The sequence below is a fragment of the Methylobacterium sp. Leaf89 genome (assembly GCF_001422215.1).
Lineage (GTDB): Bacteria > Pseudomonadota > Alphaproteobacteria > Rhizobiales > Beijerinckiaceae > Methylobacterium.
In genome coordinates, this window is record NZ_LMML01000011.1 from 44,686 (window position 1) to 66,302 (window position 21,617).

The following is a 21,617-nucleotide window of genomic DNA, read 5'->3' on the forward strand; positions in this document are numbered from 1 at the left end:
ACCTCCATCAGACCGAAAGGAAGCGGGCGACCTGGGCCTCGTCGATGTCGGCGCGCAGACTCTCGTGCACGATCACGCCGTTCTCGATCACCAGCACCCGGTCGGCGACGTCGAGGGCGAAGCTCAGAACCTGCTCGGAGACCACGATGGAGAGGCCGCGCTCGTCGCGGATCTTCTTCAGGGTCCGGCCCATCTCGCGGATGATCGAGGGCTGGATGCCCTCGGTGGGCTCGTCGAGGAGGAGAACCTTGGGCCGGCTCGCCAGGGCCCGGGCGATGGCGAGCTGCTGCTGCTGGCCGCCCGACAGGTTGCCGCCGCGCCGGCCCTTCATCTCGAGAAGGACCGGGAACATCGTGTAGAGGTCCTGGGGCACCCGGCGTTCGCCGGTGACGGTGAGCCCCGTCTCGATGTTCTCCTGCACGGTCATGGCCGAGAAGATCATGCGGCCCTGGGGCACGTAGGCGAGGCCCTTGGCCACGCGCTGGTGGCTCTTGAGGCCCTCGACCGCGGCCCCGTCGACCCGGATCGTGCCGGACTTCACCGGCACGATGCCCATCAGGGTCTTCATCAGCGTGGTCTTGCCCATGCCGTTGCGGCCCATCACGGCGACGATCTCGCCGGGCGCCACCGCGATGTCGAGGCCGTGCAGCACCTCGCTCTGGCCATAGGCCGCGTGAAGGTCGCCGATCGCCAGCATCGGCTGGAGCCCGGCCTGGATGGGCGGCACGGCGGCGGGAGAAGGCGTGGTCTGGAGCATGGCGCCGTTTCCCCGTCAGTGGCCAAGATAGACTTCGATGACCTTCGGGTCGTTCTTGACCCGCTCCATCGAGCCCTCGGACAGGACCTTGCCCTGGTGCAGCACGGTGACCCGGTGGGCGATGTCCTCGACGAACTTCATGTCGTGCTCGATCACCAGCACCGAGCGGCCCTTGATGATCTCGTTCAGGAGTTCGGCGGTCTTGATGCGCTCGCCGACGCTCATGCCGGCCACCGGCTCGTCGAGCATCAACAACTCCGGGTCCTGGATCAGGAGCATGCCGATCTCGAGCCACTGCTTCTGGCCGTGGCTGAGGAACTCGGCCCGCTCCAGGAGCTGGTCCTTGAGGAAGATCATGCTGGCGACCTCCTCGATGCGGTCGCGGACCTGGGCGTCGCGCTTGAAGGTGAGCGCCCCGAACACCGAGCGGCCGCGCGGAAAGGAGATCTCCAGGTTCTCGAACACCGTTAGGTCGTCGTAGATCGACGGCGTCTGGAACTTGCGGCCGACACCGGCCAGCACGATGGCGCTCTCGGACAGCCGGGTCAGCTCCTGGCCCTTGTACTTGATCGAGCCGGAGCTGGCCTTGGTGCGGCCGCAGATCAGGTCGAGCACCGTGGTCTTGCCGGCGCCGTTGGGGCCGATGATGACCCGGATCTCGTTGGGGTCGACGTAGAACGAGACGTCGTTGACCGCCTTGAAGCCGTCGAACGAGACGGTGAGGGATTCCACCGCCAGCAGGAAGTCCTTCTCGGCCGGATCGGCGCCGATGCGGTGCGAGGGCAGGAGGGCTGCGTTCATCGGAGGTCCTACTCGGCCGCGTGGGGCAGGGCGACGGCGGGCGCGGGCTCCAGGGCCTTCACGCGCCGGGTCAGGCGGGGCTCGACATGGGTGCGGTAGATGCCCGCCAGACCGTTGGGGAAGGCCAGCACCACCAGGATGAAGAGCCCCCCGAGGCCGAACAGCCAGAGCTCCGGAAAGCTCTCCGAGAAGCTGGTCTTGGCCCAGTTCACGAGGAGCGTGCCCCAGACCGCGCCGAACAGGGACAGGCGCCCGCCGACCGCGGCGTAGATCACCATCTCGATCGAGGGCACGATGCCGACGAAGGAGGGCGACATGAACCCGACCTGGAGGGTGAACATCGCGCCCCCGATGGCCGCGAACACCGCCGCCAGGCAGAACGCGAAGGTCTTGAAGCTCGCGACCTGGTAGCCCGAGAACCGGACCCGGTCCTCCTTGTCGCGCATGGCGAGCAGGATGCGCCCGAGCTTCGACTTCTTCACCATCTGGGCGAACAGGATGCAGGCGACGAGCAGGCCGGCGTTGACGAAGTAGAGGATGTTGTGGGCGCTGTCGGTGCGGATGTCCCAGCCGTGCAGGGTGCGCAGGTCCGTGATGCCGTTGATGCCGCCGGTATAGCCCTGCTGCCCGACGATGAGGATCGTCAGGATGGCGGCGATGGCCTGGGTGATGATGGCGAAGTAGGTGCCGCCGACCCGGCGGCGGAACATCGCCGTGCCGATGACGAAGGCGAAGAGGGCCGGCACCACCAGCACCGCCAGGAGGGTGAAGGGCAGGCTCTCGAACGGCTTCCAGAACCAGGGCAGGGCGGTGATCTGGTTCCAGTCCATGAAGTCGGGGATGCCCGGCGTCGACTGGATCTTCGTGTTCTCGACGCTGGAGGCTTCGAGCTTGAGGTACATGGCCATCAGGTAGCCGCCGAGGCCGAAGAACACGCCCTGGCCGAGGGACAGGATGCCGCCGAAGCCCCAGCAGATGACGAGGCCGAGGGCCACGAAGGAATAGGTCAGGTACTTGCCGACGAGGTTGAGCCGGAAGGCGTCGAGCAGCATCGGCAGCAGGACGAAGATGACGCCGACGAGGAGCGCCAGGCTCACCCACTCCATCGGCTTCATGAAGGGGTTGTCGTTGACGACGGGGGTTTTGGAGCGGGTCATGACGTTCGGGCTCCTCAGCGCCGGACCTTGAGGGTGAAGAGGCCCCGGGGCCGCAGCATCAGGATGCCGACCACCGCCAGCAGCGTGAGCACCTTCGCGGTGGAGCCCGAGAGGAAGAACTCCAGGGTCGACTGCGTCTGCGAGATCGAGAAGGCCGACGCGATGGTGCCGAGGAGCGAGGCGGCGCCGCCGAAGACCACGATCAGGAAGGTGTCGACGATGTAGAGCTGGCCCGAGGTCGGCCCCGTGGAGCCCACCATGGTGAAGGCCGAGCCGGCGATGCCCGCGATGCCGCAGCCGAGGCCGAAGGTGAGGCGGTCCACCCGCTCGGTGTCGATGCCGACGGCGCCCGCCATGGCGCGGTTCTGCACCACGGCGCGGACCTGGGCGCCGAAGCGCGAGCGGTACATCAGGAGGGCGACGCCGACGGTGATCAGAGTGGTGACGCCCATGACGAACATGCCGTTGATCGGGATCTCGATGGTATCGGTGACCTGCACCGAGCCGATGAGCCAGGACGGCAGCTCGACGCCGACCTCGCGGGCGCCGAAGATCGTGCGGTAGGCCTGCTGCAGGATCAGGGAGAGGCCCCAGGTGGCCAGCAGCGTGTCGAGCGGGCGCTTGTAGAGGTGGCGGATTAGGGCCCATTCCACCAGCATCCCGAGGGCCCCCGAGGCCAGGAAGGCCAGGGCCATCGCCACGAAGAAGTAGGCCGGGAACAGGGCCGGCAGCTGGGTCTGGAAGAAGCCCGAGCAGAGATAGGTCATGTAGGCGCCGAGGATCATGAACTCCCCGTGCGCCATGTTGATCACCCCCATCTGGCCGAAGATGATCGCCAGCCCCAGGGCCATCAGAACGTAGACCGAGAACAGGATCAGCCCGGCGAAGCCCTGCATGACGAAGATCGAGCTGAGATCCCCGAGCGAATAGTCACCGAACATGGGTTCGTTCTCCGAAGGATGCCGCGAAGGTCGTGCAAGCATCGGGCCGAGTTAGGCCTCAGATTTCCCCTCCCCCTTGTGGGGAGGGGTAGGGGTGGGGGTGGCGCCGCCAGCCTCCGCAGGTCGAGGGTCACCCAACCACCCCCCCCCNCCACCCCCACCTCCAACTCCTCCCCACAAGGGGGAGGAGGGCACATTGAGGTCCTACTGGTAGCCCTTCGGGAAGGGGTTCGGCTCGATCAGGTCGGGGCTCTCGTAGACCACCTCGAACTGGCCCGAGGGCAGGGCCCTGGCGACCCGGGTCTTCGACCAGAGGTGATGATTCGGGTGGATCTTGACGTAGCCTTCCGGCGCCTCCTTGAACTCGAGGCCCGGCGAGGCGGCGACCACCTTGTCGACGTCGAAGGAGCCGGCCTTCTCGCAGGCCATCTTCCACAGGAACGGCCCGAGATAGGCGGCCTGGGTCACGTCGCCGATGACGGTCTTCTCGCCCCACATCTTGTGGAAGGCGGCGACGAACTTCTCGTTGTTCGGGTTCTTGAGCGACTGGAAGTACTTCATGCAGGAATAGGCGCCGGCGATGTTGTCTCCGCCGATGCCGTCGACCTCGTCCTCGGTCACCGAGATCGTCAGCAGGGTCTGCTTCGCGAGGTCGATGCCGGCCGCCTTGAGCTGCTTGTAGAACGCCACGTTCGAGCCGCCGACCACGTCCGTGAAAATCACATCCGGCTTGGTGAGCTTGAGCTTGTTGATCACCGAGTTGAACTGTGTGTGACCCAGCGGGAAATATTCCTCGCCGACGACCTTGGTCTTGAGCACGTTCTCGATGTGCTTGCGGGCGATCTTGTTCGAGGTGCGCGGCCAGATGTAGTCCGAACCGATGAAGAAGAACGTCTTGGCGTTCTTTTCCTTGGTGACCCAGTTCAGCGATTCGAGGATCTGCTGGGTGGCCTCCTGGCCGGTGTAGAAGACGTTCTTCGACTGCTCCAGGCCCTCGTAGAAGGTCGGGTAGTACAACAGGCCGTTATACTGCTCGAAGACCGGCAACGCGGCCTTGCGCGAGGCCGAGGTCCAGCAGCCCATCACGGCGGCGCAGTGGTCGTTGACGAGGAGCTTCTTGGCCTTCTCGGCGAAGGTCGGCCAGTCGGAGGCGCCGTCCTCCTGAATGATCTTGATCTTGCGGCCGAGCACGCCGCCCGCCTCGTTGATCTGGGAGATCGCGAGCTTCTCGGCCTGGATCGAGCCGGTCTCGGAGATCGCCATCGTGCCGGTGGCCGAGTGCAGGATGCCGACCGTGACCTCCGTGTCGGTCACGGCGAGGCCGGTGGTGTTCACCGCCGAGGTCGGCGGCGCCGCCGCGAAGCTCATGCGCGGCATCAAGGCGATCGCCGGAGCGCCGGCGAGCCCCATGAGAAGCCTGCGCCGGAGCGCCGATTGCAGGCCGTTGCCCTTGTCCTCTGCCATCGTGCCCAAAACCCCTGTCGGTCGTCGCACGGCGCATCGGACGGCCGCGGATCGACGGAGCGGAGGCTAGGCCGCGTTGTGCAGTGCGGCCTATACGCTGTTTTGCGTATGTCGGAGCCGGGCGGACAGGCCCATTCTGGCGAACTGCCCGCGAGTCCAGGGTCCCATCGCCGCTCCGGCCACTGGACGGGGTGCGCGCCCACGTGGAAACACGGGATCGGGCACGGTCCTTGCTACGCTGGGGACGACGGAGCGCCACGGTTTCGGACAGGCCGGGATGCCGCGCCAGACCCCGCGCCGCATGATACCGTCCCCACCGAACACGATGACCGAGCACCAGCGTATCCTGCCGATCCGGCGCGACTACAACCGCCTCGTCGCCGACGAGACGCTGGAGGACTATGCCCTGCGCTTCACCGCCAAGAAGGCGCGGCGCTGGTCCGGGTTCCGGGTCGCCCAGACCGCCCTCGGGTCGCTCTCCTTCCTGGCCCTGGAGGCGATCGGCGGCACCCTGGTGCTGACGGTCGGGTTCACCAACACCCTGGCGGCGCTCCTGGTGGTCAGCGCCATCATCTTCGCCACCGCGACGCCGATCAGCCTCTACGCCGCCCGCTACGGCGTCGACATCGACCTCCTCACCCGGGGCGCCGGCTTCGGCTATATCGGCTCGACCGTGACCTCGCTGATCTATGCGAGCTTCACCTTCCTGTTCCTCGCCATCGAGGCGGCGATCATGGCCCTGGCGCTGGAGCTGTGCTTCGGGCTGCCGCCGAGCCTCGGCTACCTCGTCAGCGCCCTCGCGGTGATCCCGCTGGTCGTCTACGGCTTCGCCATGATCAGCCGCTTCCAGCTCTGGACGCAGCCGGTCTGGATCGTCCTCAACCTCGTGCCGCTCGCCTGCATCGCCTGGGCCGGGGACGCCCCGGTGGCGGCCTGGCTCGCCCATCCGGGGGCCGACGGACTCGGGGGCTTCGACTGGCCCCGCTTCGGGCTGGCCTCCGGCATCCTCCTGGCGCTGCTGGCCCAGGTCGGCGAGCAGGTCGATTTCCTGCGCTTCGTGCCGGCGCGCACGCCCGAGCGCGCCGGGCGCTGGTGGGCGGCGGTGCTGGGCGCCGGCGGCGGCTGGATCCTGCCCGGGATGCTCAAGATCCTGCTCGGGTCGTTCCTGGCCGTGCTTGCGATCGCGCACGGCGTTCCGGCCGAGCGGGCCGCCGAGCCGACCCAGATGTACGCGGTGGCCTTCGGCTACGTGGTGCCCTCGGGCATGGGCGCGGTCGCCCTGATGACCCTGTTCGTGGTGGTCTCGCAGCTCAAGATCAACGTCACCAACGCCTATGCGGGCTCCATCGCCTGGTCGAACTTCTTCTCGCGCCTGACGCACAGCCATCCGGGCCGCGTGGTCTGGCTCGTCTTCAACGTCGCCATCGCCCTGCTGCTGATGGAGCTCGGCATCGACAAGACCATCGTCAGCACCCTGTCGCTCTACGCCGTGGTGGTCTCGGCCTGGGTCGGCGCGCTGGCGGCGGACCTCGCCATCAACAAGCCCTTCGGCCTGTCGCCCCCCGGCATCGAGTTCAAGCGCGCCCATCTCTACGCCGTCAACCCGGTGGGCACCGGCGCCATGGCGCTGGCGATCCTCACGGGGTTCGTGGCCCATGCGGGCTGGCTCGGGACGCAGGCCGTGCCGTTCGCGCCGCTGCTGGCCCTGGTCGTCGCCGTCGCGGGCGCCCCCGCGATCGCCCTCGCCACCGGCGGGCGCTACTACCTCGCTCGTACCCCGCGCACGGACTGGCAGGGGGCGACCGAGATCACCTGCCGGGTCTGCGAGCACCCGTTCGAGCCCGAGGACATGGCCCAGTGCCCGGCCTATGCCGGGCCGATCTGCTCCCTGTGCTGCTCCCTCGACGCCCGCTGCGGCGATCTCTGCAAGCCGCACGGCCGCCTGGAAGCCCAGGCCCAGAGCGTGCTCGCCCGGGTCGCCCCGGCCCGCACCGCCGCCTGGATCGGCGCGCCGCTGGGGCGCTACCTCGCGCTGATGCTCACCCTGGTGGCGGCGATCGGGCTGATCCTCGGCATCGTGCATGCGGGGGCCAGCGCCGAGCATCCCGAGCACCGCGCGGTGCTCGGCGCGGCGCTGACCAGCGTGTTCCTGATCCTCATCGTGATCCTGGGCATCGTCGCCTGGCTGTTCGTGCTGGCCCAGGAGAGCCGCCGGGTCGCCCTGGAGGAGACCGCCCGCCAGACCGGGCTCTACCAGGCCGAGATCGAGGCCCACAAGGTCACGGACGCCAAGCTGCAGCAGGCCAAGGAGGTGGCGGAGGCCGCCAACCTCGCCAAGAGCCGCTACGTGGTCGGCATCAGCCACGAGCTGCGCACGCCCCTCAACGCGGTGCTGGGCTACGCGCAGCTCCTCGAGGGCGATCCCGCGATCCCGGCCCCGCGCCAGAACGGGATCCGGGTCATCCGGCGCTCGGCCCAGCACCTCTCGGGGCTGATCGACGGCCTGCTCGACATCTCCCGGATGGAGGCGGGCCGCCTCCAGATCCACCGCAACGAGGTCCGGCTCGCCGACTTCCTCGACCAGATCGTCGACATGATCCGGCTCCAGGCCCAGGGCGCCGCCCTGGCGTTCCGCTTCACCCGGCCCGAGACCCTGCCGGCGGTGGTCGCCACGGACGAGAAGCGCCTGCGCCAGATCCTGCTCAACCTCCTGTCGAACGCGATCAAGTTCACCCCCGCCGGCACGGTGACCCTCGATCTGACCTACCGCAGCCAGATCGCGGTGTTCACGATCAGCGACACCGGCCTCGGCATCCGCCCGGACGACCTGGAGCGCATCTTCGAGCCGTTCGAGCGCGGCTCGATGGCCGCCGCCCGCTCCACCCCCGGCACCGGCCTCGGGCTGACCATCGCGCACCTGCTCGCCCAGGTGATGGGGGGCGAGATCACGGTGGCGAGCGAGGTCGGGCGCGGCACGCGCTTTCGCCTCCGGCTGATGCTGGCCTCGGTGGCGCGGCCCAAACCCGTGCTGGCGGCGCAGGCGAGCGCCCCGCCGCGCGTCTACGCGGGGGCCCGCCGCACCATCCTGGTGGCCGACGACGATGCCGCCCATCGCGGGCTGATGCGCGACATCCTCGAACCCCTCGGCCTGGTGGTCTGGGAGGCGGGCGACGGCCCGGCCTGCCTGGCGCTGGCCGAGACCCAGCCGCCCGACCTGTTCCTCCTCGACATCGCCATGCCGGGCATGAGCGGCTGGGTGCTGGCCAAGGCCCTGCGGGAGGCCGGCCACACGGCGCGCATCGCCATGATGTCGGCCAACGTGCACGAGATCAGCCCGGTGCGGGGCGACGACGCGCCTCACGACGCGATCATCGCCAAGCCCTTCGACCTGCGCGATTTCCTCGAATGCGTCACCGGGCTCCTCGGCCTCGACTGGACGGCGGGGGACGCGCCCGCGCCGCCCCCGCCCGAGGCCGCCGCGCCGGACCCGCGGCCGGAGCACCTCGCCGACCTCCTGCGCCTCGTGCGCATCGGGCACATCCGCGGCATCGAGGCGAAGCTCGCCGAGATGGACAGCGGCCCCGCGGCACCGACCGCCTTCATCGCGCAGATGCGGGGGCTCACCGCCGCCTTCGACCTGCGTCGCGCCCGGGCGGTGATCGAGGGCCTGCTGGAGCCCGCCGATGGCTGAGGCGCAGCGCGACACCGTCCTGGTGGTCGACGATTCCCCCGAGACCCTGAGCTTCCTCACCGAGGCGATCGAGCGCTCGGGCGCCACCGTGCTGGTGGCGGTGGCGGGCGACCTCGCCCTGGCCCTGGTCGACGAGATCACCCCCGACGTCATCCTGCTCGACGCGATGATGCCCGGCATGGACGGGTTCGAGACCTGCCGCCGCCTCAAGGCGAAGGGGCACCTCGCCCACGTGCCCGTCATCTTCATGACCGGCCTGTCGGAGACCGAGCACATCGTGAAGGGCCTGGAAGCGGGGGGCGTCGACTACGTCACGAAGCCCATCGCCCCCGACGAGATCCTGGCCCGCATCCGCGTGCATCTCGCCGGTGCCCGGGCGGCCCAGAGCGCGCGCGCCGCCCTCGACACCACCGGCCGCACCCTGTTCGCGGTGGACCGCGACGGCACGGTCCTCTGGGGCACGCCCCAGGCCGCCCGGCTGCTCGGCGGCTTCACCGAGCCCGGCGCTCCCTCGAGCCTGCCGCCGCAGGGGGCCGCCTGGCTCCGGGGCTGCCTCGCCGGCACGGGCGCGCCGGCCCTGACCCTCGGCGACCGCGCGGGCACCGCCTATACCTTCAGCTTCATCGGCGGCACCGGCGACGAGATCCTGCTGCGCCTGTCCCGCGACGGCACCGAGGCGGGCCTGGAACGCCTGCGCCTGCGCCTGCGGGTCACCGGACGGGAGGCGGAGGTGCTGCTCTGGCTCTCGCGCGGCAAGTCGAGCCGCGACATCGGCGAGATCCTGGGCTTGAGCCCCCGCACGGTGACGAAGCACCTAGAGGGGATCTACGAGAAGCTCGGCGTCGAGAACCGCACCGCCGCGTCCGTCATCGCCGCCCGCCACCTGCAGGACCTCGACTGACGGGCGGCGGAGCGGATATTTCCGGCCCACCCCCTCGCTTTGGCGGCGCGACACCCGATCTATCAGACAGGTCAGGCTGGGAGCTTCGCGATGAACTGGATGACGTGGTTGGTCGGCCGCTGCGTGGACCTCACCGAGCGCGTCGTGCCCGGCCTCGAGCGGCGCGAACCCGGACGGCCGGGCGCGCCGCCGGCCCTGCGCGGCCGGGTGCGCGGCTCGGGCTCCGAGCCGGCGGTGATGCAGCCCGGGGCCGGCCCGCGCCCGGACTGATCCGGTACGACCGGCCCTCGCCCGCCCCTCAGGCCAGGGCGCGGGCTGCGGCGCCGGCCTTGCGCACCGAGGCGTCGACGTCGATCGTGGCGGCGGCGATCCCGTCCATGTTCTGGCGCACGACCTCGACGCTCCGGGCGGCGTTCTGCATGTTGATCGTCATGTCGCGGGTCACCGCGGCCTGCTCGGTCACGGCCGATGAGACGCTCAGCGAGATCTCGCTGAGATGGCCGATCGTCCGGGCGATGGCCTCGATCGCGGTCACGGCCTGGGTGGTGGAGCCCTGCACCGCCGCGATCTGCGTCCCGATCTCCTCCGTGGCCCGGGACGATTGGTTGGCCAGGGCCTTCACCTCGGCGGCGACCACGGCGAAGCCGCGGCCCGCCTCGCCGGCGCGGGCCGCCTCGATGGTGGCGTTGAGCGCCAGCAGGTTGGTCTGGTCGGCGATCGTGCGGATGACCGAGATCACCTCGCCGATCTTGTCGGCGGCCGAGGTCAGCCCGGCGACGATGCCGGAGGCCTCCTCGGCCCGGATCACCGCCTCCTCGGACGCGACCTTCGCCTCGGACGCGTGGCGGCTCAGTTCCTCGATTGAGGCCGAGAACTCCTCGGCGCCGGCCGCCACCGCCTGGACGTTGCCGGAGGTCTGGGCCGCCGCCTCCGCCGTGAGGGTCGCCTGATGGCTGACGTCGGAGATCGAGCCGGTGATGACCCCGAGATCCTTGTCGATCGCCTGCTGGCCCTCTTGCCGACGCAGCCGGTCGGCGACCTGGGCGGTGACGTCGCTGGCGAACTTCACCACGGAGACCACCCGGCCGTCGGGTCCGAAGACCGGATTGTAGGCGCCGTAGATCCACACCTCGCGGCCGCCCTTCGCCAGGCGACGGAACTCGCCGGCCTGGTAGGCGCCGCCCGCCAGCGCCGTCCAGAAGGCGGCGTAGGCCGGCGTGTCCCGGTCCGCCGGCGCCACGAACTGGCTGTGGTGCCGACCCTTGATCTCGTCGAGGGTGTATCCGAGCGCGGCGAGGAAGTTCGGGTTGGCGTCGGTGACGAGACCGTCCGGCGTGAAGTGGATCACCGCCTGCGACCGGTTGATCGCCGCGATCTGGCCCTCGAACGCGGCGTTGCGCGCCACCTGCGCGGTGATGTCCGTGGCGAACTTCACCACCTTCACCGGCTTGCCGCGGCGATCGAGGATCGGGTTGTAGCTCGCCCGGATCCAGATCCGGCGGCCGTCCTTGCCGATCCGGCAGAAATCGCGCGCCTGGTGCTCGCCCCGGCGCAGGCTGTCCCAGAAGGCCCGGTAGGCCGGGGTGTCCCGCTCCTCCGGAGGGACGAACAGGCTGTGCGGGCGGCCACGGACCTCTGCGAACGTATAGCCGATGAGATCGAGAAAGATCTGGTTCGCGCTCTGGACACTTCCATCCATCGCGAACTCGATTCGACCTTGCGATCGATCGAGCGCTTCGAGTGTTGCACGAAGACCGGCGCCCAACATCGTCAATTTCTTTCGCGGAAACGGTGACTGATACGCGACTAGACGGGTCGCATTTTGATGCTCGTAACTCTAATTACAATCCGTGAATTTGTCTTTAACGGTCGAAGATCCTGAAACGACTTTGCAAAAAACAACATATGAAAGCGTGCCGAGCGCCCTCGCATCCGGACGCGGGCCGGGTCCGTGCGACACCGGCCAACCGCGCAATCCGAGGCCGCCGCTCGGTCGCGCGGGAGAGGGGCGCCGCCGTTCACGAGTCGCGGGGCGGATGAACCTTGGCCGAGACTTCATGCGTTAGGTCGTCACGATCGCGCCGCACGGTGCGATCGGCGCGATGCCAGGGAATCCGATGCCAGGGATTCCATTTTCCAGGGTTCCGATGACGCACCATCAGTCCGACCGTCCGATCTTCGCCGCCCCGCCGCGCCTCTCGGCCCGCCCCCGGCGGCGGGGCCGGACGCGCGCCGCGGCCCTCCTGGGCGCCGTCCTCCTCCCGGGGGTCGTCTTCCTCCCCCGCACGGTCCTGGCGCAGGGCGCCGCCGCCGCCGCGCCGACGGCGACGCTCACGAAGGTGGCGAGCTTCGACCACCAGGTGACAGGGGTCACCGTCTCCAAGGACGGGCGGATCTTCGTGAACTTCCCGCGCTGGACCGAGGACACCGCGGTGTCGGTGGCCGAATTGAAGGACGGCAAGCTGGTGCCGTTCCCGGATGCGGCCTGGAACTCCTGGCGCAACGCCAAGAAGGACGAGATCTCGGCCAAGGATCACTGGGTCTGCGTCCAGAGCGTGGTGGCGAGCCCGAACGGCAACCTCTGGGTCCTCGATCCGGCCGCCCCCGCCATGGCGGCTCTGGTGCCCGGCGGTCCCAAGCTCGTCGAGATCGACCTGAAGACCAACCAGCCCGCGCGCACCATCGCGTTCGACGAGAGCGTGGCGCCGCAGGGCTCCTACCTCAACGACGTGCGCTTCTCCCCCGACGGCAAGACCGCCTACCTCACCGATTCCGGCGCCCGGGGCGCCCTGGTGGTGGTCGACCTCGACAGCGGCCGGGCCCACCGGGTCCTCGACGGCGACCCGTCGACCCAACCCGACACGGGCGTCACCGTGACCTATGACGGCAAGCCCCTGCGCCGGCCGGACGGGCGCGGCGTCGAGTTCGCCGCCGACGGCATCGCCCTCTCCCCCGACGGCAAGACGCTGTACTGGCAGGCGATCAAGGGCAAGACGCTCTACAGCCTGCCCACCGAGACGCTCGCGGGGAGCATCACCACCGCGCTGATGCCGACCGCGCTGGCCGACAAGAGCGTGTCGGGCCGCATCGAGATCGTGGGCGAGAACGGCCCCGCCGACGGCCTGATCATCGCCCGCAAGGACGGCCGGATGTACGTGACCTCGCCGCAGGACGATGCGATCAAGGTGCGCGACCTCTCGGCGAAGGGGAACACCCTGAGCACCGTGGTGCAGGACGCGCGCCTGCGCTGGCCCGACACCTTCGCGGAAGGGCCCGACGGGACGCTCTACGTCACCACCTCGCGCATCCAGGACTCGGCCTTCTACAAGCCCGATGCGCCGGCGGCCCTGCCGACGGAGTTGTGGAGCTTCAAGCCGGGGACCGCGGACGCCACCGGCTCGACCGCCCCCGCGCCGGCCGCGCGCTGACCCGTCCCGCGCCGCCCCGGCCACGGGGCGGCGCGCTCATCGCACCCGCAGCCCATCGAGGACCGATGCCGACGATACGACGACGCGCGCTGCTCGGCGGCGCGGGAGCGGCCCTCGCCCTGCGTGCCTGGCCGGCCGCAGCGGCCCCCATCGTCCGGGTCGACGATCCGCGGCTGAGCGAGGTGGTCGATCCCGGCGCGGTGCTGCGCACCCTCTATGCCGGCGGGCGCTGGTGCGAGGGCCTGTGCTACGCCCCGGGCCTCGGCGGCCTGATCGTCAGCGATGTCCGGGCCAACCGGATGATCCGGATCGCCGACGACGGCGGCACCGGCGTGTTTCGCGACCCCTCGAACAACGCCAACGGCAACACGCTCGACGCCGAGGGCCGCCTCGTCACCTGCGAGCATCGCGGGCGGCGGGTGGTGCGGCGGGAGCCGGACGGCCGCCTCACGGTGCTGGCCGACGCCTTCGCGGGCCGGCCGCTGAATTCCCCGAACGACGCCGCCCTGGCCCCGGACGGCGCGATCTGGTTCACCGACCCCGTCTTCGGCATCACCATGCCGGACGAGGGCCTGATAGCGCCGCCGGCGCAAGGGGCCCGGCGGGTCTACCGGATCGACCCGGCCGGCCGGGTCGAGGGCATGACCGACGCCGTCGGCCAGCCCAACGGCATCGCCTTCAGCCCGGACGGGACGCGCCTCTACGTCAGCGACACCAGCGCCGCCCTGAAGAATCCCGAGGGCGCGCGCACCATCCTGGCCTTCCCGGTGGTGGAGGGCCGGAGGCTCGGCGCGCCCGAACCCTTCGCCACCGTGGAGGCCGGCGTGCCGGACGGCCTCGCGGTGGATGCCGACGGCCGGGTCTATGCCGCCTGCTTCGACGGTGTGCGGATCTATGCGCCCGACGGCACGCCCCTCGGACGCATCGCCACCGCGACCGACGCCGCCAACGTGGCCTTCGGCGGCCCGGACGGCCGGCGCCTCTTCATCGGCGCGGGCGCGCACGTCCTCGCGATCGATCTCAAGGTGCGCGGCCCCGCCCGGGGCTGACCCGCCATGTCCCCCATCCTCGCTCGACCGGATCCCGCCATGACGCTCGCTCGCCGTGACCTCCTCGCCGCCGGCTTCGCCGGTGCCGGCATCGCCGGTACGGCAGCCCTCGCCCGACCCGGCGAGGCCGCGGCCGCGCCGTCCTCCGAGGTCGCCACCCACCGGGCGGCGGGCGGGCTCGAACTCGCGTTCACGGCGAACGCCCCCTCGACCCCCACCGGCCTCGCCATCTCGGCCGGCGGCCGGCGCTTCGTGATGATGCCCCGCTTCACCGCGACGGTGCCCTACACCCTGGGCGAGGTGCTGGCGGACGGGGAGGTCCGGCCCTACCCGGACCTGCCGACGAACCAGCCCGACCCGGAGCAGCCGCAGGCGCGCCTGTTCCACGTGCCCAACGGCGTCTTCGACCGCGACGACACCCTGTGGTGCCTCGATGCCGGCCTGCCGGACGGCTCCGGCCCGCCGGTGAAGGGCGGCGCGAAGCTCGTGCAGATCGATCTCGCCGACAACCGCATCCGCCGCGTGGTGCCCCTGGAGGCCGGCATCACCCCGACCTCGTCGCTCAACGACCTGCGGGTGGACATCCGCGACGGGTACGCCCGCGCCTACATCACCGACCAGGGCCAGGACGGGGAGGGCGCCATCCTGGCCGTCGACCTCGCCAGCGGCCGGGTGGTGCGACGCCTCGCGGGCCACGCCAGCACCCGGTCGCAGAAGGGCCTCCTCAAGATCGTCGAGGACCGCCCGGTGGTGCAGCGGAAGGGGGAGGGGCCGCCGCGCCCGGTCCAGGGCGGCGCCAACGGCATCGCGCTCAGCCCCGACGGCCGGCGCCTCTACTACGCGCCCCTGATCGGGCGCCGCCTCTACGCCGTGGAGACCGCCGCGCTCCTCGATCCCGGGGCCAGCGACGGGGCCGTGGCGGCCGGCGTCACGGATCTCGGCGAGAAGGGCATGACCGGCGGCCTGACCACGGATTCCAAGGACCGGGTCTACCTCGCCCTGCAGGAGTTCAACGCGGTCGGCCGGCGCGACCCCGACGGCACCGTCACGATCATCGCCTCCGATCCGCGCCTGATCTGGGCCGACACGTTCTGGATCACCCCCGACCGCTGGCTCCACATCTCGTCCGCCCAGGTGAACCGACGCCCGGAATACAACGGCGGCAAGGACCTGCAGGCGCCGCCCTACGCCATCCTGCGGATGCGGATCGACGCCGATCCGGCGTGAGGCGCACGAGGCCTCGGCCCGGGGAACGGCCCAACCGTTCCCCGGGCCCACGTCCGGAGGTCGCAACACAACCTTAAGCCCTCCGCACTACGATCGGTGCGTGTAGGCCGCATCGGGGCGAGGCATGCCGCAGCGAAGAACGACGATCGACGCCATTCGCGGTCTGTGCCTGATCAACATCTTCGTAAACCACACCCAGGACGGCGCCGTCTCGGCCGTGTCGCCCTCCCGGCTCGGCTTCTCCGACAGCGCCGACATCTTCGTCCTGCTCAGCGGCATCTCCATCGCCCTCGCGGGGAGCCAGGCCTCGCGGCGCCGCCTGCCGGACATCGTCGCCCATCTGTGGCGGCGGGCGGCCCGGATCTACGCCTTCGAACTGGTCATCGTCTTCGCGACGCTCGGTCTCCTGGCGGCCATCCTCGCCCTTCGAGGCGTGACGGGCGTGCACGCGCAGGACACCGCCCTGCTGCGGGACCACGGCTTCCCGAACCTGCTGAGCCATGCCCTGACCCTCCGCCAGACGGTGGGCTACTCGTCCGTCCTGCGCCTGTACGTGGCCCTGATGCTGATCGCCCCGATCCTGCTGCGCCTCGCCGGGTGGCGGTTCTGGACGCCCCTGCCGCCGGCACTGCTGCTCTGGATCGCGGCCGGCCACTTCCATCTGGTGCTGAGCAACAGCCTCTCGGGCGCGCCCTTCGCCCTGACGATCCTGCCCTGGACCCTGATCTTCGCCCTGGGGATCACCATCGGGCAGGGCCTGGTCGACGGCGTCGCCCTGCCGCGTCCCCGGGGGCTGACCGGCCTCGCCCTGGGCTACCTCGTCGGCTACCTCGTCCTGGCGGTGGTCGTGGTTCGTCTCTGGCCGGCGGCCGCGGACTGGGCCGCGACGCGCAACGACGCCTTCTGGCTCGGCGCGAGCAAGACCTACCAGTCGCCCCTGCGCGTCCTGCACGTTCTCGCCCTGGCCTACCTGGTGATGGCCCTGCCGCGCGCCCCGCTCATCCGCCTGCTGCACCAGGTGCCGCGCGACCACCCGCTGACCCGCCTCGGCCGCCGGTCCTTGCCGGTCTTCACCGCCGGCGCGATCGGGGCCGTGCTCGCCAGCGAGGCGCTGGATCTGGCCGCCATTCCCCTGGACGCCGCCTGGCTTCCCCTGCTGCTTCTGGAGGCCGGCATGATCGCGCTGTTCGTCGGCATCGCCCTGCGGATCGCCGGGCGCCCGGGCCGGGTGCGGCCCGCCCACCCCGCGCCGCCGGAGGTCCGGGTCGCAGGCCTGCGGGGGACCCCGGCGATCGCCTGACGCCCTATTCCGACCAGCGCAGGGCCGCGGCGGCGGCGAGCGTCCCGATCACGCCCGCGATCAGGCTGAGGGCGCACAGGATGGCCAGCGGCGTGGTGAACGGGACGGTGCCGCCGAGGGCCGATTCACTCGCCGAGACGCCGAAGATCAGCGTCGGGATCATCAGGGGCAGCACCACGACCGCCAGGATGAGGCCGCCCCGGCGGATCGAGGCGGTGAGGGCCGCGCCGACCGCGCCCACGAAGGTCAGGGCCGGGGTGCCCACCAGGAGGGTGAGGGCGGTCGCCGCCATCGCCCGGCCATCGAGGGCGACGAGGAGCCCGAAGAGGGGCGAGGCGACGGCGAGGGGCAGGCCGGTGGTGAGCCAGTGGGCCAGCACCTTGGCGAGCACCACGCCCTCCAGGGGGGCCGGCGAGCCGGTCATCAGGTCGAGGGAGCCGTCCTCCTCGTCGGCCTGGAACAGGCGGTCGAGGCCGATCAGGGTCGAGAGCACGGCGGCGAGCCAGAGGATCGCCGGGCCGATCCGCGACAGCAGGTTCAGGTCCGGGCCGAGGGCGAACGGCACCAGGGCGACGATCATCAGGAAGAACACGAGGGAGAGCGCCCCCGAGCCGCCGACGCGGGCGGCGAGGGCGAGGTCGCGGGCGACGAGGGCCCTCAGGGCGCGCATCACCACCAGACCTCGTCGGCCGCGACCGTCGTCCGGGCCAGCGTCGGTGGGGCGGGTGCGGGCGCCTCGATCCGCAGTTCCTGGGCGTCGGCGAGGCCGAGGGCCTGGTGCGTCGCCGCGATGACGAGGCCGCCCGTCGCCCGGTGCCGCGCCATCATCCCGGCCAGGACCGCCTGCGAGGCGGCATCGAGGGCGGCCGTCGGCTCGTCGAGGAGCCAGAGCGGGCGCCGGCAGACCAGGAGGCGGGCCAGCGCCACCCGCCGGCGCTGGCCGGCGGAGAGATAGGCCACGGGAAGCCGCAGGGCGTGGCCGAGGCCGAGTTCCTCCAGGGCCGCCCGCGGGGTCGCGGTCGGCGCGCCGAGGAGGTCGCGGGCGAAGGCGAGGTTTTCCTCCGCCGTCAGCGGGCTCTTCAGCCCGTCGCGGTGGCCGACCACGTGCAGGCACTCGGACAGGGTCGCCTCGCCGACCTCGCTCGCCGCGACGGTCCCGGCCTCGGGCTTGAGCCGGCCGGCCAGCACCGCGAGCAGCGTCGACTTGCCGGCCCCGTTCCGCCCGGTGACCATCAGCGCCTCCCCCGGCCCGAGGGCGAAGGACAGGTTCGCGAAGATGCGGCGGCCGGACCGGCGGACGGCGAGGTGTTGGGCGGTCAGCCGCACGGGGGGTCCTGAATCATGAGCCTCAAGAGGTGGCGCCTGTCGAGCAGACCGAACGAAGGAATGTGCGGTCTCCGTCCCCCGGCGCTTCGCCCATCGCACGCGGATCGTTCGGTGGCGAGACCCGGGCGCGCAAAATGGACCCAGCCGACGGTCGCACGGTCCGTCGCACCATCCGGAGCCGGGGAGCACCGTGGCGACCGCGATCCGGGCCGGCATGCCGGAGCACATCCCAACGTGCTATTCGAGCCCTCTCGCTCTCGACGGCTGTGGATCGGACGCTCCCGAGCTTCGCGTGGTTTTCGTGGTGCGATTGCTCTCGACCTTCCCTTTCATCACCGCCTTCCTCGATCGTGGGCGAAGGCCCGGAGCCGATGACGTCCCGATATGACGCCGAGACCGACGCCCTCGACGTGCAGCTCGCCGAGGCGAGGATCGTCGGAAGCGAGATCCTCGACGCATCCCAGCATGTGGCCGAGGGGGCGGATCCGGCGCATCTGGTCGCGGCGTAGACCCGCCCTCCGAACAGATCCCACGCGCTGTCAGACGCCCGGTAGCGGCCAGTTTCGAAGTGTTCTATAACGCGCGCAGGCTGCGCCGCGCGAGATTTCAGGGCGTCCAAATCGCCCTTCGCGCAACATCCTATCCGGGCACCCCCGGGGCGGCGCGCGCTTCATAGCGCTCCCAGCCGAACACGTGTTTTCGTGGCGCAGGTTATGCCTGCGCGTGTTCGACCAACCGCTCGCGAGGAAACAGAACGCCGTGGCATCGCTCGACAGCTTCCAGTCCCGCCAGACCCTGACGGTCGGCGACAAGGCCTACACCTATTACTCGATCCCGCACGCCGAGAAGGCCGGCCTCGCCGACGCCACCGCGCTGCCCTTCTCCATGAAGGTGCTGCTCGAGAACCTGCTGCGCTTCGAGGACGACCGCTCGGTCAAGAAGGACGACATCTCCGCCACCGTCGCCTGGCTCGGCAACAAGGGCAAGACCGAGACCGAGATCGCCTTCCGGCCGTCGCGCGTGCTGATGCAGGACTTCACCGGCGTGCCCGCGGTGGTCGACCTCGCGGCGATGCGCGACGCCATGGTGGCGCTCGGCGGCGACCCGCAGAAGATCAACCCGCTGGTGCCGGTCGACCTCGTGATCGACCACTCGGTGATCGTCGACGAGTTCGGCACGCCGAAGGCGCTGGCCGACAACGTCGCGCTCGAATACTCGCGCAACGGCGAGCGCTACACCTTCCTCAAGTGGGGCCAGTCGGCCTTCGACAACTTCTCCGTGGTGCCGCCCGGCACCGGCATCTGCCACCAGGTGAACCTCGAGTTCCTGTCGCAGACCGTGTGGACGAAGCAGGATCCCGATGCTTCGGACGGCACCGAGCTCGCCTATCCGGACAGCCTCGTCGGCACCGATTCGCACACCACCATGGTCAACGGCCTGGCCGTGCTGGGCTGGGGCGTCGGCGGCATCGAAGCCGAGGCCGCGATGCTCGGCCAGCCGCTCTCCATGCTGATCCCCGAGGTCGTCGGCTTCAAGCTGTCGGGCAAGCTGCCCGAGGGCACCACGGCCACCGACCTCGTGCTCACCGTCACGCAGATGCTGCGCAAGAAGGGCGTGGTGGGCAAGTTCGTGGAGTTCTACGGCCCCGGCCTCGACGACATGGCGGTGGCCGACCGCGCCACGATCTCCAACATGGCCCCCGAATACGGCGCCACCTGTGGGTTCTTCCCGATCGACCAGAAGACCATCGACTTCCTCACCGTCACCGGCCGCGCCGACGACCGGATCGCCCTGGTGGAGGCCTACGCCAAGGCGCAGGGCATGTGGCGCGACGCGGCCACGCCGGACCCGGTCTTTACCGACACGCTCGAACTCGACATGGGCGACGTTCGCCCGTCCCTGGCCGGCCCCAAGCGTCCGCAGGACCGGGTGCTCCTCGACGGCGCCAAGCCGGGCTTCGCGCAATCCATGGAGACCGAGTTCAAGAAGGCGGCCGACCTCGCCAGTCGCTACCCGGTGGAGGGCGCCAACTTCGACATCGGTCACGGCGACGTGGTGATCGCCGCGATCACGAGCTGTACCAACACCTCGAATCCGAGCGTGATGATCGGCGCCGGGCTCCTCGCCCGCAACGCGGTCGCCAGGGGCCTGCGCTCGAAGCCCTGGGTGAAGACCTCCCTGGCGCCCGGCTCCCAGGTGGTGGCCGAGTACCTCGAGAGCGCCGGTCTGCAGACGCCCCTCGACGCGCTCGGCTTCAACCTCGTCGGGTTCGGCTGCACCACCTGCATCGGCAACAGCGGACCGCTGCCGGCCGCGATCTCGAAGGCGATCAACGACAACGACGTCGTCGCCGCCGCGGTACTCTCGGGCAACCGCAACTTCGAGGGCCGCGTGAACCCGGATGTCCGGGCGAACTACCTGGCCTCGCCGCCGCTGGTGGTCGCCTACGCGCTGGCCGGCTCGATGCAGATCGACATCACCACCGAGCCCCTGGGCACGGGCTCCGATGGCCAGCCCGTCTACTTGAGGGACATCTGGCCCTCGAGCGCCGAGGTCCAAGAGTTCATCGAGGCCAACATCACCTCGACCCTGTTCAAGTCCCGCTACGCCGACGTGTTCGGCGGCGACGACTACTGGAAGGCCGTCGAGGTCACCGAGGCCGAGACCTTCCATTGGGATTCGACCTCCACCTACGTGCAGAACCCGCCCTATTTCGAGGGCATGAAGAAGACCCCGGCCCCGGTGGAGGACGTGGTCGACGCCCGCATCCTCGGCCTGTTCCTGGACTCGATCACCACCGACCACATCTCGCCGGCAGGCAACATCCGGGCGAATTCCCCGGCGGGCGCCTACCTGCAGGAACACCAGGTCCGGGTGCAGGACTTCAACCAGTACGGCACCCGGCGCGGCAACCACGAAGTCATGATGCGGGGCACCTTCGCCAACATCCGCATCAAGAACCAGATGGTCCGCGACGAGTCCGGCAACGTGGTCGAGGGCGGCTGGACCCTGTTCCAGCCCTCCGGCGAGCGGATGTTCATCTACGACGCCGCGCAGAAGTACCAGGCCGAGGGCACGCCCCTCGTGGTCTTCGCCGGCAAGGAGTACGGCACCGGCTCGTCGCGCGACTGGGCGGCCAAGGGCACCAAGCTCCTGGGCATTCGCGCCGTGGTGGCCGAGAGCTTCGAGCGCATCCACCGCTCGAACCTCGTCGGCATGGGCATCGTGCCCCTGGTCTTCCAAGGCGACACCTCCTGGGCCTCCCTGGGCCTGAAGGGCGACGAGACGGTCTCGATCCGGGGCCTGTCCGGCGACCTGAAACCGCGCCAGACCATGATCGCCGAGATCACCTCCGCGGACGGCACGAAGCGGGAGGTGCCCCTGACCTGCCGCATCGATACCCTCGACGAGCTCGAGTACTTCCGCAACGGCGGCATCCTGCCCTACGTGTTGCGCTCGCTGGCCGCGTAAGACTTCGCCGCCTCCGCGAACCGCGATCCCGAGGCCTCGCCCGAAAGGGCGGGGCCTTTTTCATGCCCAGAAGCCTTGCAAAACTTCTCTCAGGTTAACAAGTT

17 protein-coding genes are annotated in these 21,617 nt (G+C 70.2%); 9 read left to right on the top strand and 8 right to left on the bottom strand.

Annotated elements, in window-relative coordinates:
- Positions 1-7: 7 nt before the first annotated feature.
- From urtE to urtA, 5 genes are all read right to left on the bottom strand, one after another.
- Positions 8-697, bottom strand: a complete 690-nt coding sequence (gene urtE, locus ASF18_RS05920; protein ID WP_056221777.1) for an urea ABC transporter ATP-binding subunit UrtE — start codon at positions 695-697, stop codon at positions 8-10.
- Positions 698-772: 75 nt separating this feature from the next.
- Positions 773-1,558, bottom strand: coding sequence for an urea ABC transporter ATP-binding protein UrtD (gene urtD / locus ASF18_RS05925; protein WP_056350162.1), 786 nt, complete (start codon positions 1,556-1,558; stop codon positions 773-775).
- An 8-nt stretch (positions 1,559-1,566) separates the two neighbouring features.
- Entirely contained in the window at positions 1,567-2,715 is a 1,149-nt protein-coding gene (gene urtC / locus ASF18_RS05930) for an urea ABC transporter permease subunit UrtC (protein WP_056221495.1), read from the bottom strand.
- Positions 2,716-2,729: 14 nt separating this feature from the next.
- The gene (gene urtB, locus ASF18_RS05935) at positions 2,730-3,656 is read right to left on the bottom strand and encodes an urea ABC transporter permease subunit UrtB (protein WP_056350163.1); all 927 of its coding nucleotides are present in this window, start codon (positions 3,654-3,656) and stop codon (positions 2,730-2,732) included.
- Positions 3,657-3,860: 204 nt separating this feature from the next.
- Complete coding sequence (urtA, locus tag ASF18_RS05940) at positions 3,861-5,120, bottom strand: urea ABC transporter substrate-binding protein (protein WP_056221501.1); 1,260 nt, start codon at positions 5,118-5,120, stop codon at positions 3,861-3,863.
- A 325-nt stretch (positions 5,121-5,445) separates the two neighbouring features.
- Between urtA and ASF18_RS05945 the strand changes: the two genes are divergently transcribed.
- The 3 genes from ASF18_RS05945 (at position 5,446) to ASF18_RS05955 (ending at position 9,982) form a co-directional block, all read left to right on the top strand.
- A complete protein-coding gene (locus ASF18_RS05945; RefSeq protein ID WP_056350165.1) occupies positions 5,446-8,811 on the top strand; it encodes an ATP-binding protein in 3,366 nt (1,121 codons plus the stop codon).
- On the top strand, positions 8,804-9,712 hold the full coding sequence (locus tag ASF18_RS05950; protein WP_056221505.1) for a response regulator transcription factor: 909 nt from the start codon (positions 8,804-8,806) through the stop codon (positions 9,710-9,712). Before ASF18_RS05945 ends, ASF18_RS05950 begins: the two co-directional genes overlap by 8 nt.
- Positions 9,713-9,802: 90 nt before the next feature.
- The gene (locus ASF18_RS05955) at positions 9,803-9,982 is read left to right on the top strand and encodes a hypothetical protein (RefSeq protein WP_056273827.1); all 180 of its coding nucleotides are present in this window, start codon (positions 9,803-9,805) and stop codon (positions 9,980-9,982) included.
- A gap of 28 nt (positions 9,983-10,010) precedes the next feature.
- Here ASF18_RS05955 and ASF18_RS05960 read toward each other — a convergent pair whose 3' ends face one another.
- Positions 10,011-11,480, bottom strand: a complete 1,470-nt coding sequence (locus tag ASF18_RS05960; protein ID WP_056350167.1) for a PAS domain-containing protein — start codon at positions 11,478-11,480, stop codon at positions 10,011-10,013.
- A gap of 379 nt (positions 11,481-11,859) precedes the next feature.
- Here ASF18_RS05960 and ASF18_RS05965 point away from each other — a divergent pair, with 379 nt between their 5' ends.
- From ASF18_RS05965 to opgC, 4 genes are all read left to right on the top strand, one after another.
- The gene (locus ASF18_RS05965) at positions 11,860-13,140 is read left to right on the top strand and encodes an L-dopachrome tautomerase-related protein (protein ID WP_082487149.1); all 1,281 of its coding nucleotides are present in this window, start codon (positions 11,860-11,862) and stop codon (positions 13,138-13,140) included.
- A 65-nt stretch (positions 13,141-13,205) separates the two neighbouring features.
- The gene (locus ASF18_RS05970; RefSeq protein WP_244472592.1) at positions 13,206-14,189 is read left to right on the top strand and encodes an SMP-30/gluconolactonase/LRE family protein; all 984 of its coding nucleotides are present in this window, start codon (positions 13,206-13,208) and stop codon (positions 14,187-14,189) included.
- A gap of 39 nt (positions 14,190-14,228) precedes the next feature.
- Complete coding sequence (locus ASF18_RS05975; protein WP_056350168.1) at positions 14,229-15,416, top strand: L-dopachrome tautomerase-related protein; 1,188 nt, start codon at positions 14,229-14,231, stop codon at positions 15,414-15,416.
- Between the two features lie 124 nt (positions 15,417-15,540).
- Positions 15,541-16,716, top strand: a complete 1,176-nt coding sequence (gene opgC / locus ASF18_RS05980; protein WP_056350171.1) for an OpgC domain-containing protein — start codon at positions 15,541-15,543, stop codon at positions 16,714-16,716.
- Between the two features lie 4 nt (positions 16,717-16,720).
- Here opgC and ccmB read toward each other — a convergent pair whose 3' ends face one another.
- Positions 16,721-17,386: a heme exporter protein CcmB gene (ccmB, locus tag ASF18_RS05985; RefSeq protein ID WP_200917518.1), complete on the bottom strand. Its 666-nt coding sequence runs from the start codon at positions 17,384-17,386 to the stop codon at positions 16,721-16,723.
- Complete coding sequence (gene ccmA, locus ASF18_RS05990) at positions 17,386-18,042, bottom strand: heme ABC exporter ATP-binding protein CcmA (protein ID WP_056221523.1); 657 nt, start codon at positions 18,040-18,042, stop codon at positions 17,386-17,388. The genes ccmB and ccmA overlap by 1 nt, the downstream gene beginning before the upstream one ends.
- Before the next feature lie 371 nt (positions 18,043-18,413).
- Here ccmA and ASF18_RS24225 point away from each other — a divergent pair, with 371 nt between their 5' ends.
- Both ASF18_RS24225 and acnA read left to right on the top strand, forming a co-directional pair.
- On the top strand, positions 18,414-18,551 hold the full coding sequence (locus tag ASF18_RS24225) for a hypothetical protein (protein WP_200917520.1): 138 nt from the start codon (positions 18,414-18,416) through the stop codon (positions 18,549-18,551).
- 250 nt (positions 18,552-18,801) lie between these two features.
- Positions 18,802-21,513, top strand: a complete 2,712-nt coding sequence (acnA, locus tag ASF18_RS05995) for an aconitate hydratase AcnA (protein WP_056350173.1) — start codon at positions 18,802-18,804, stop codon at positions 21,511-21,513.
- Positions 21,514-21,617 lie beyond the last annotated feature (104 nt).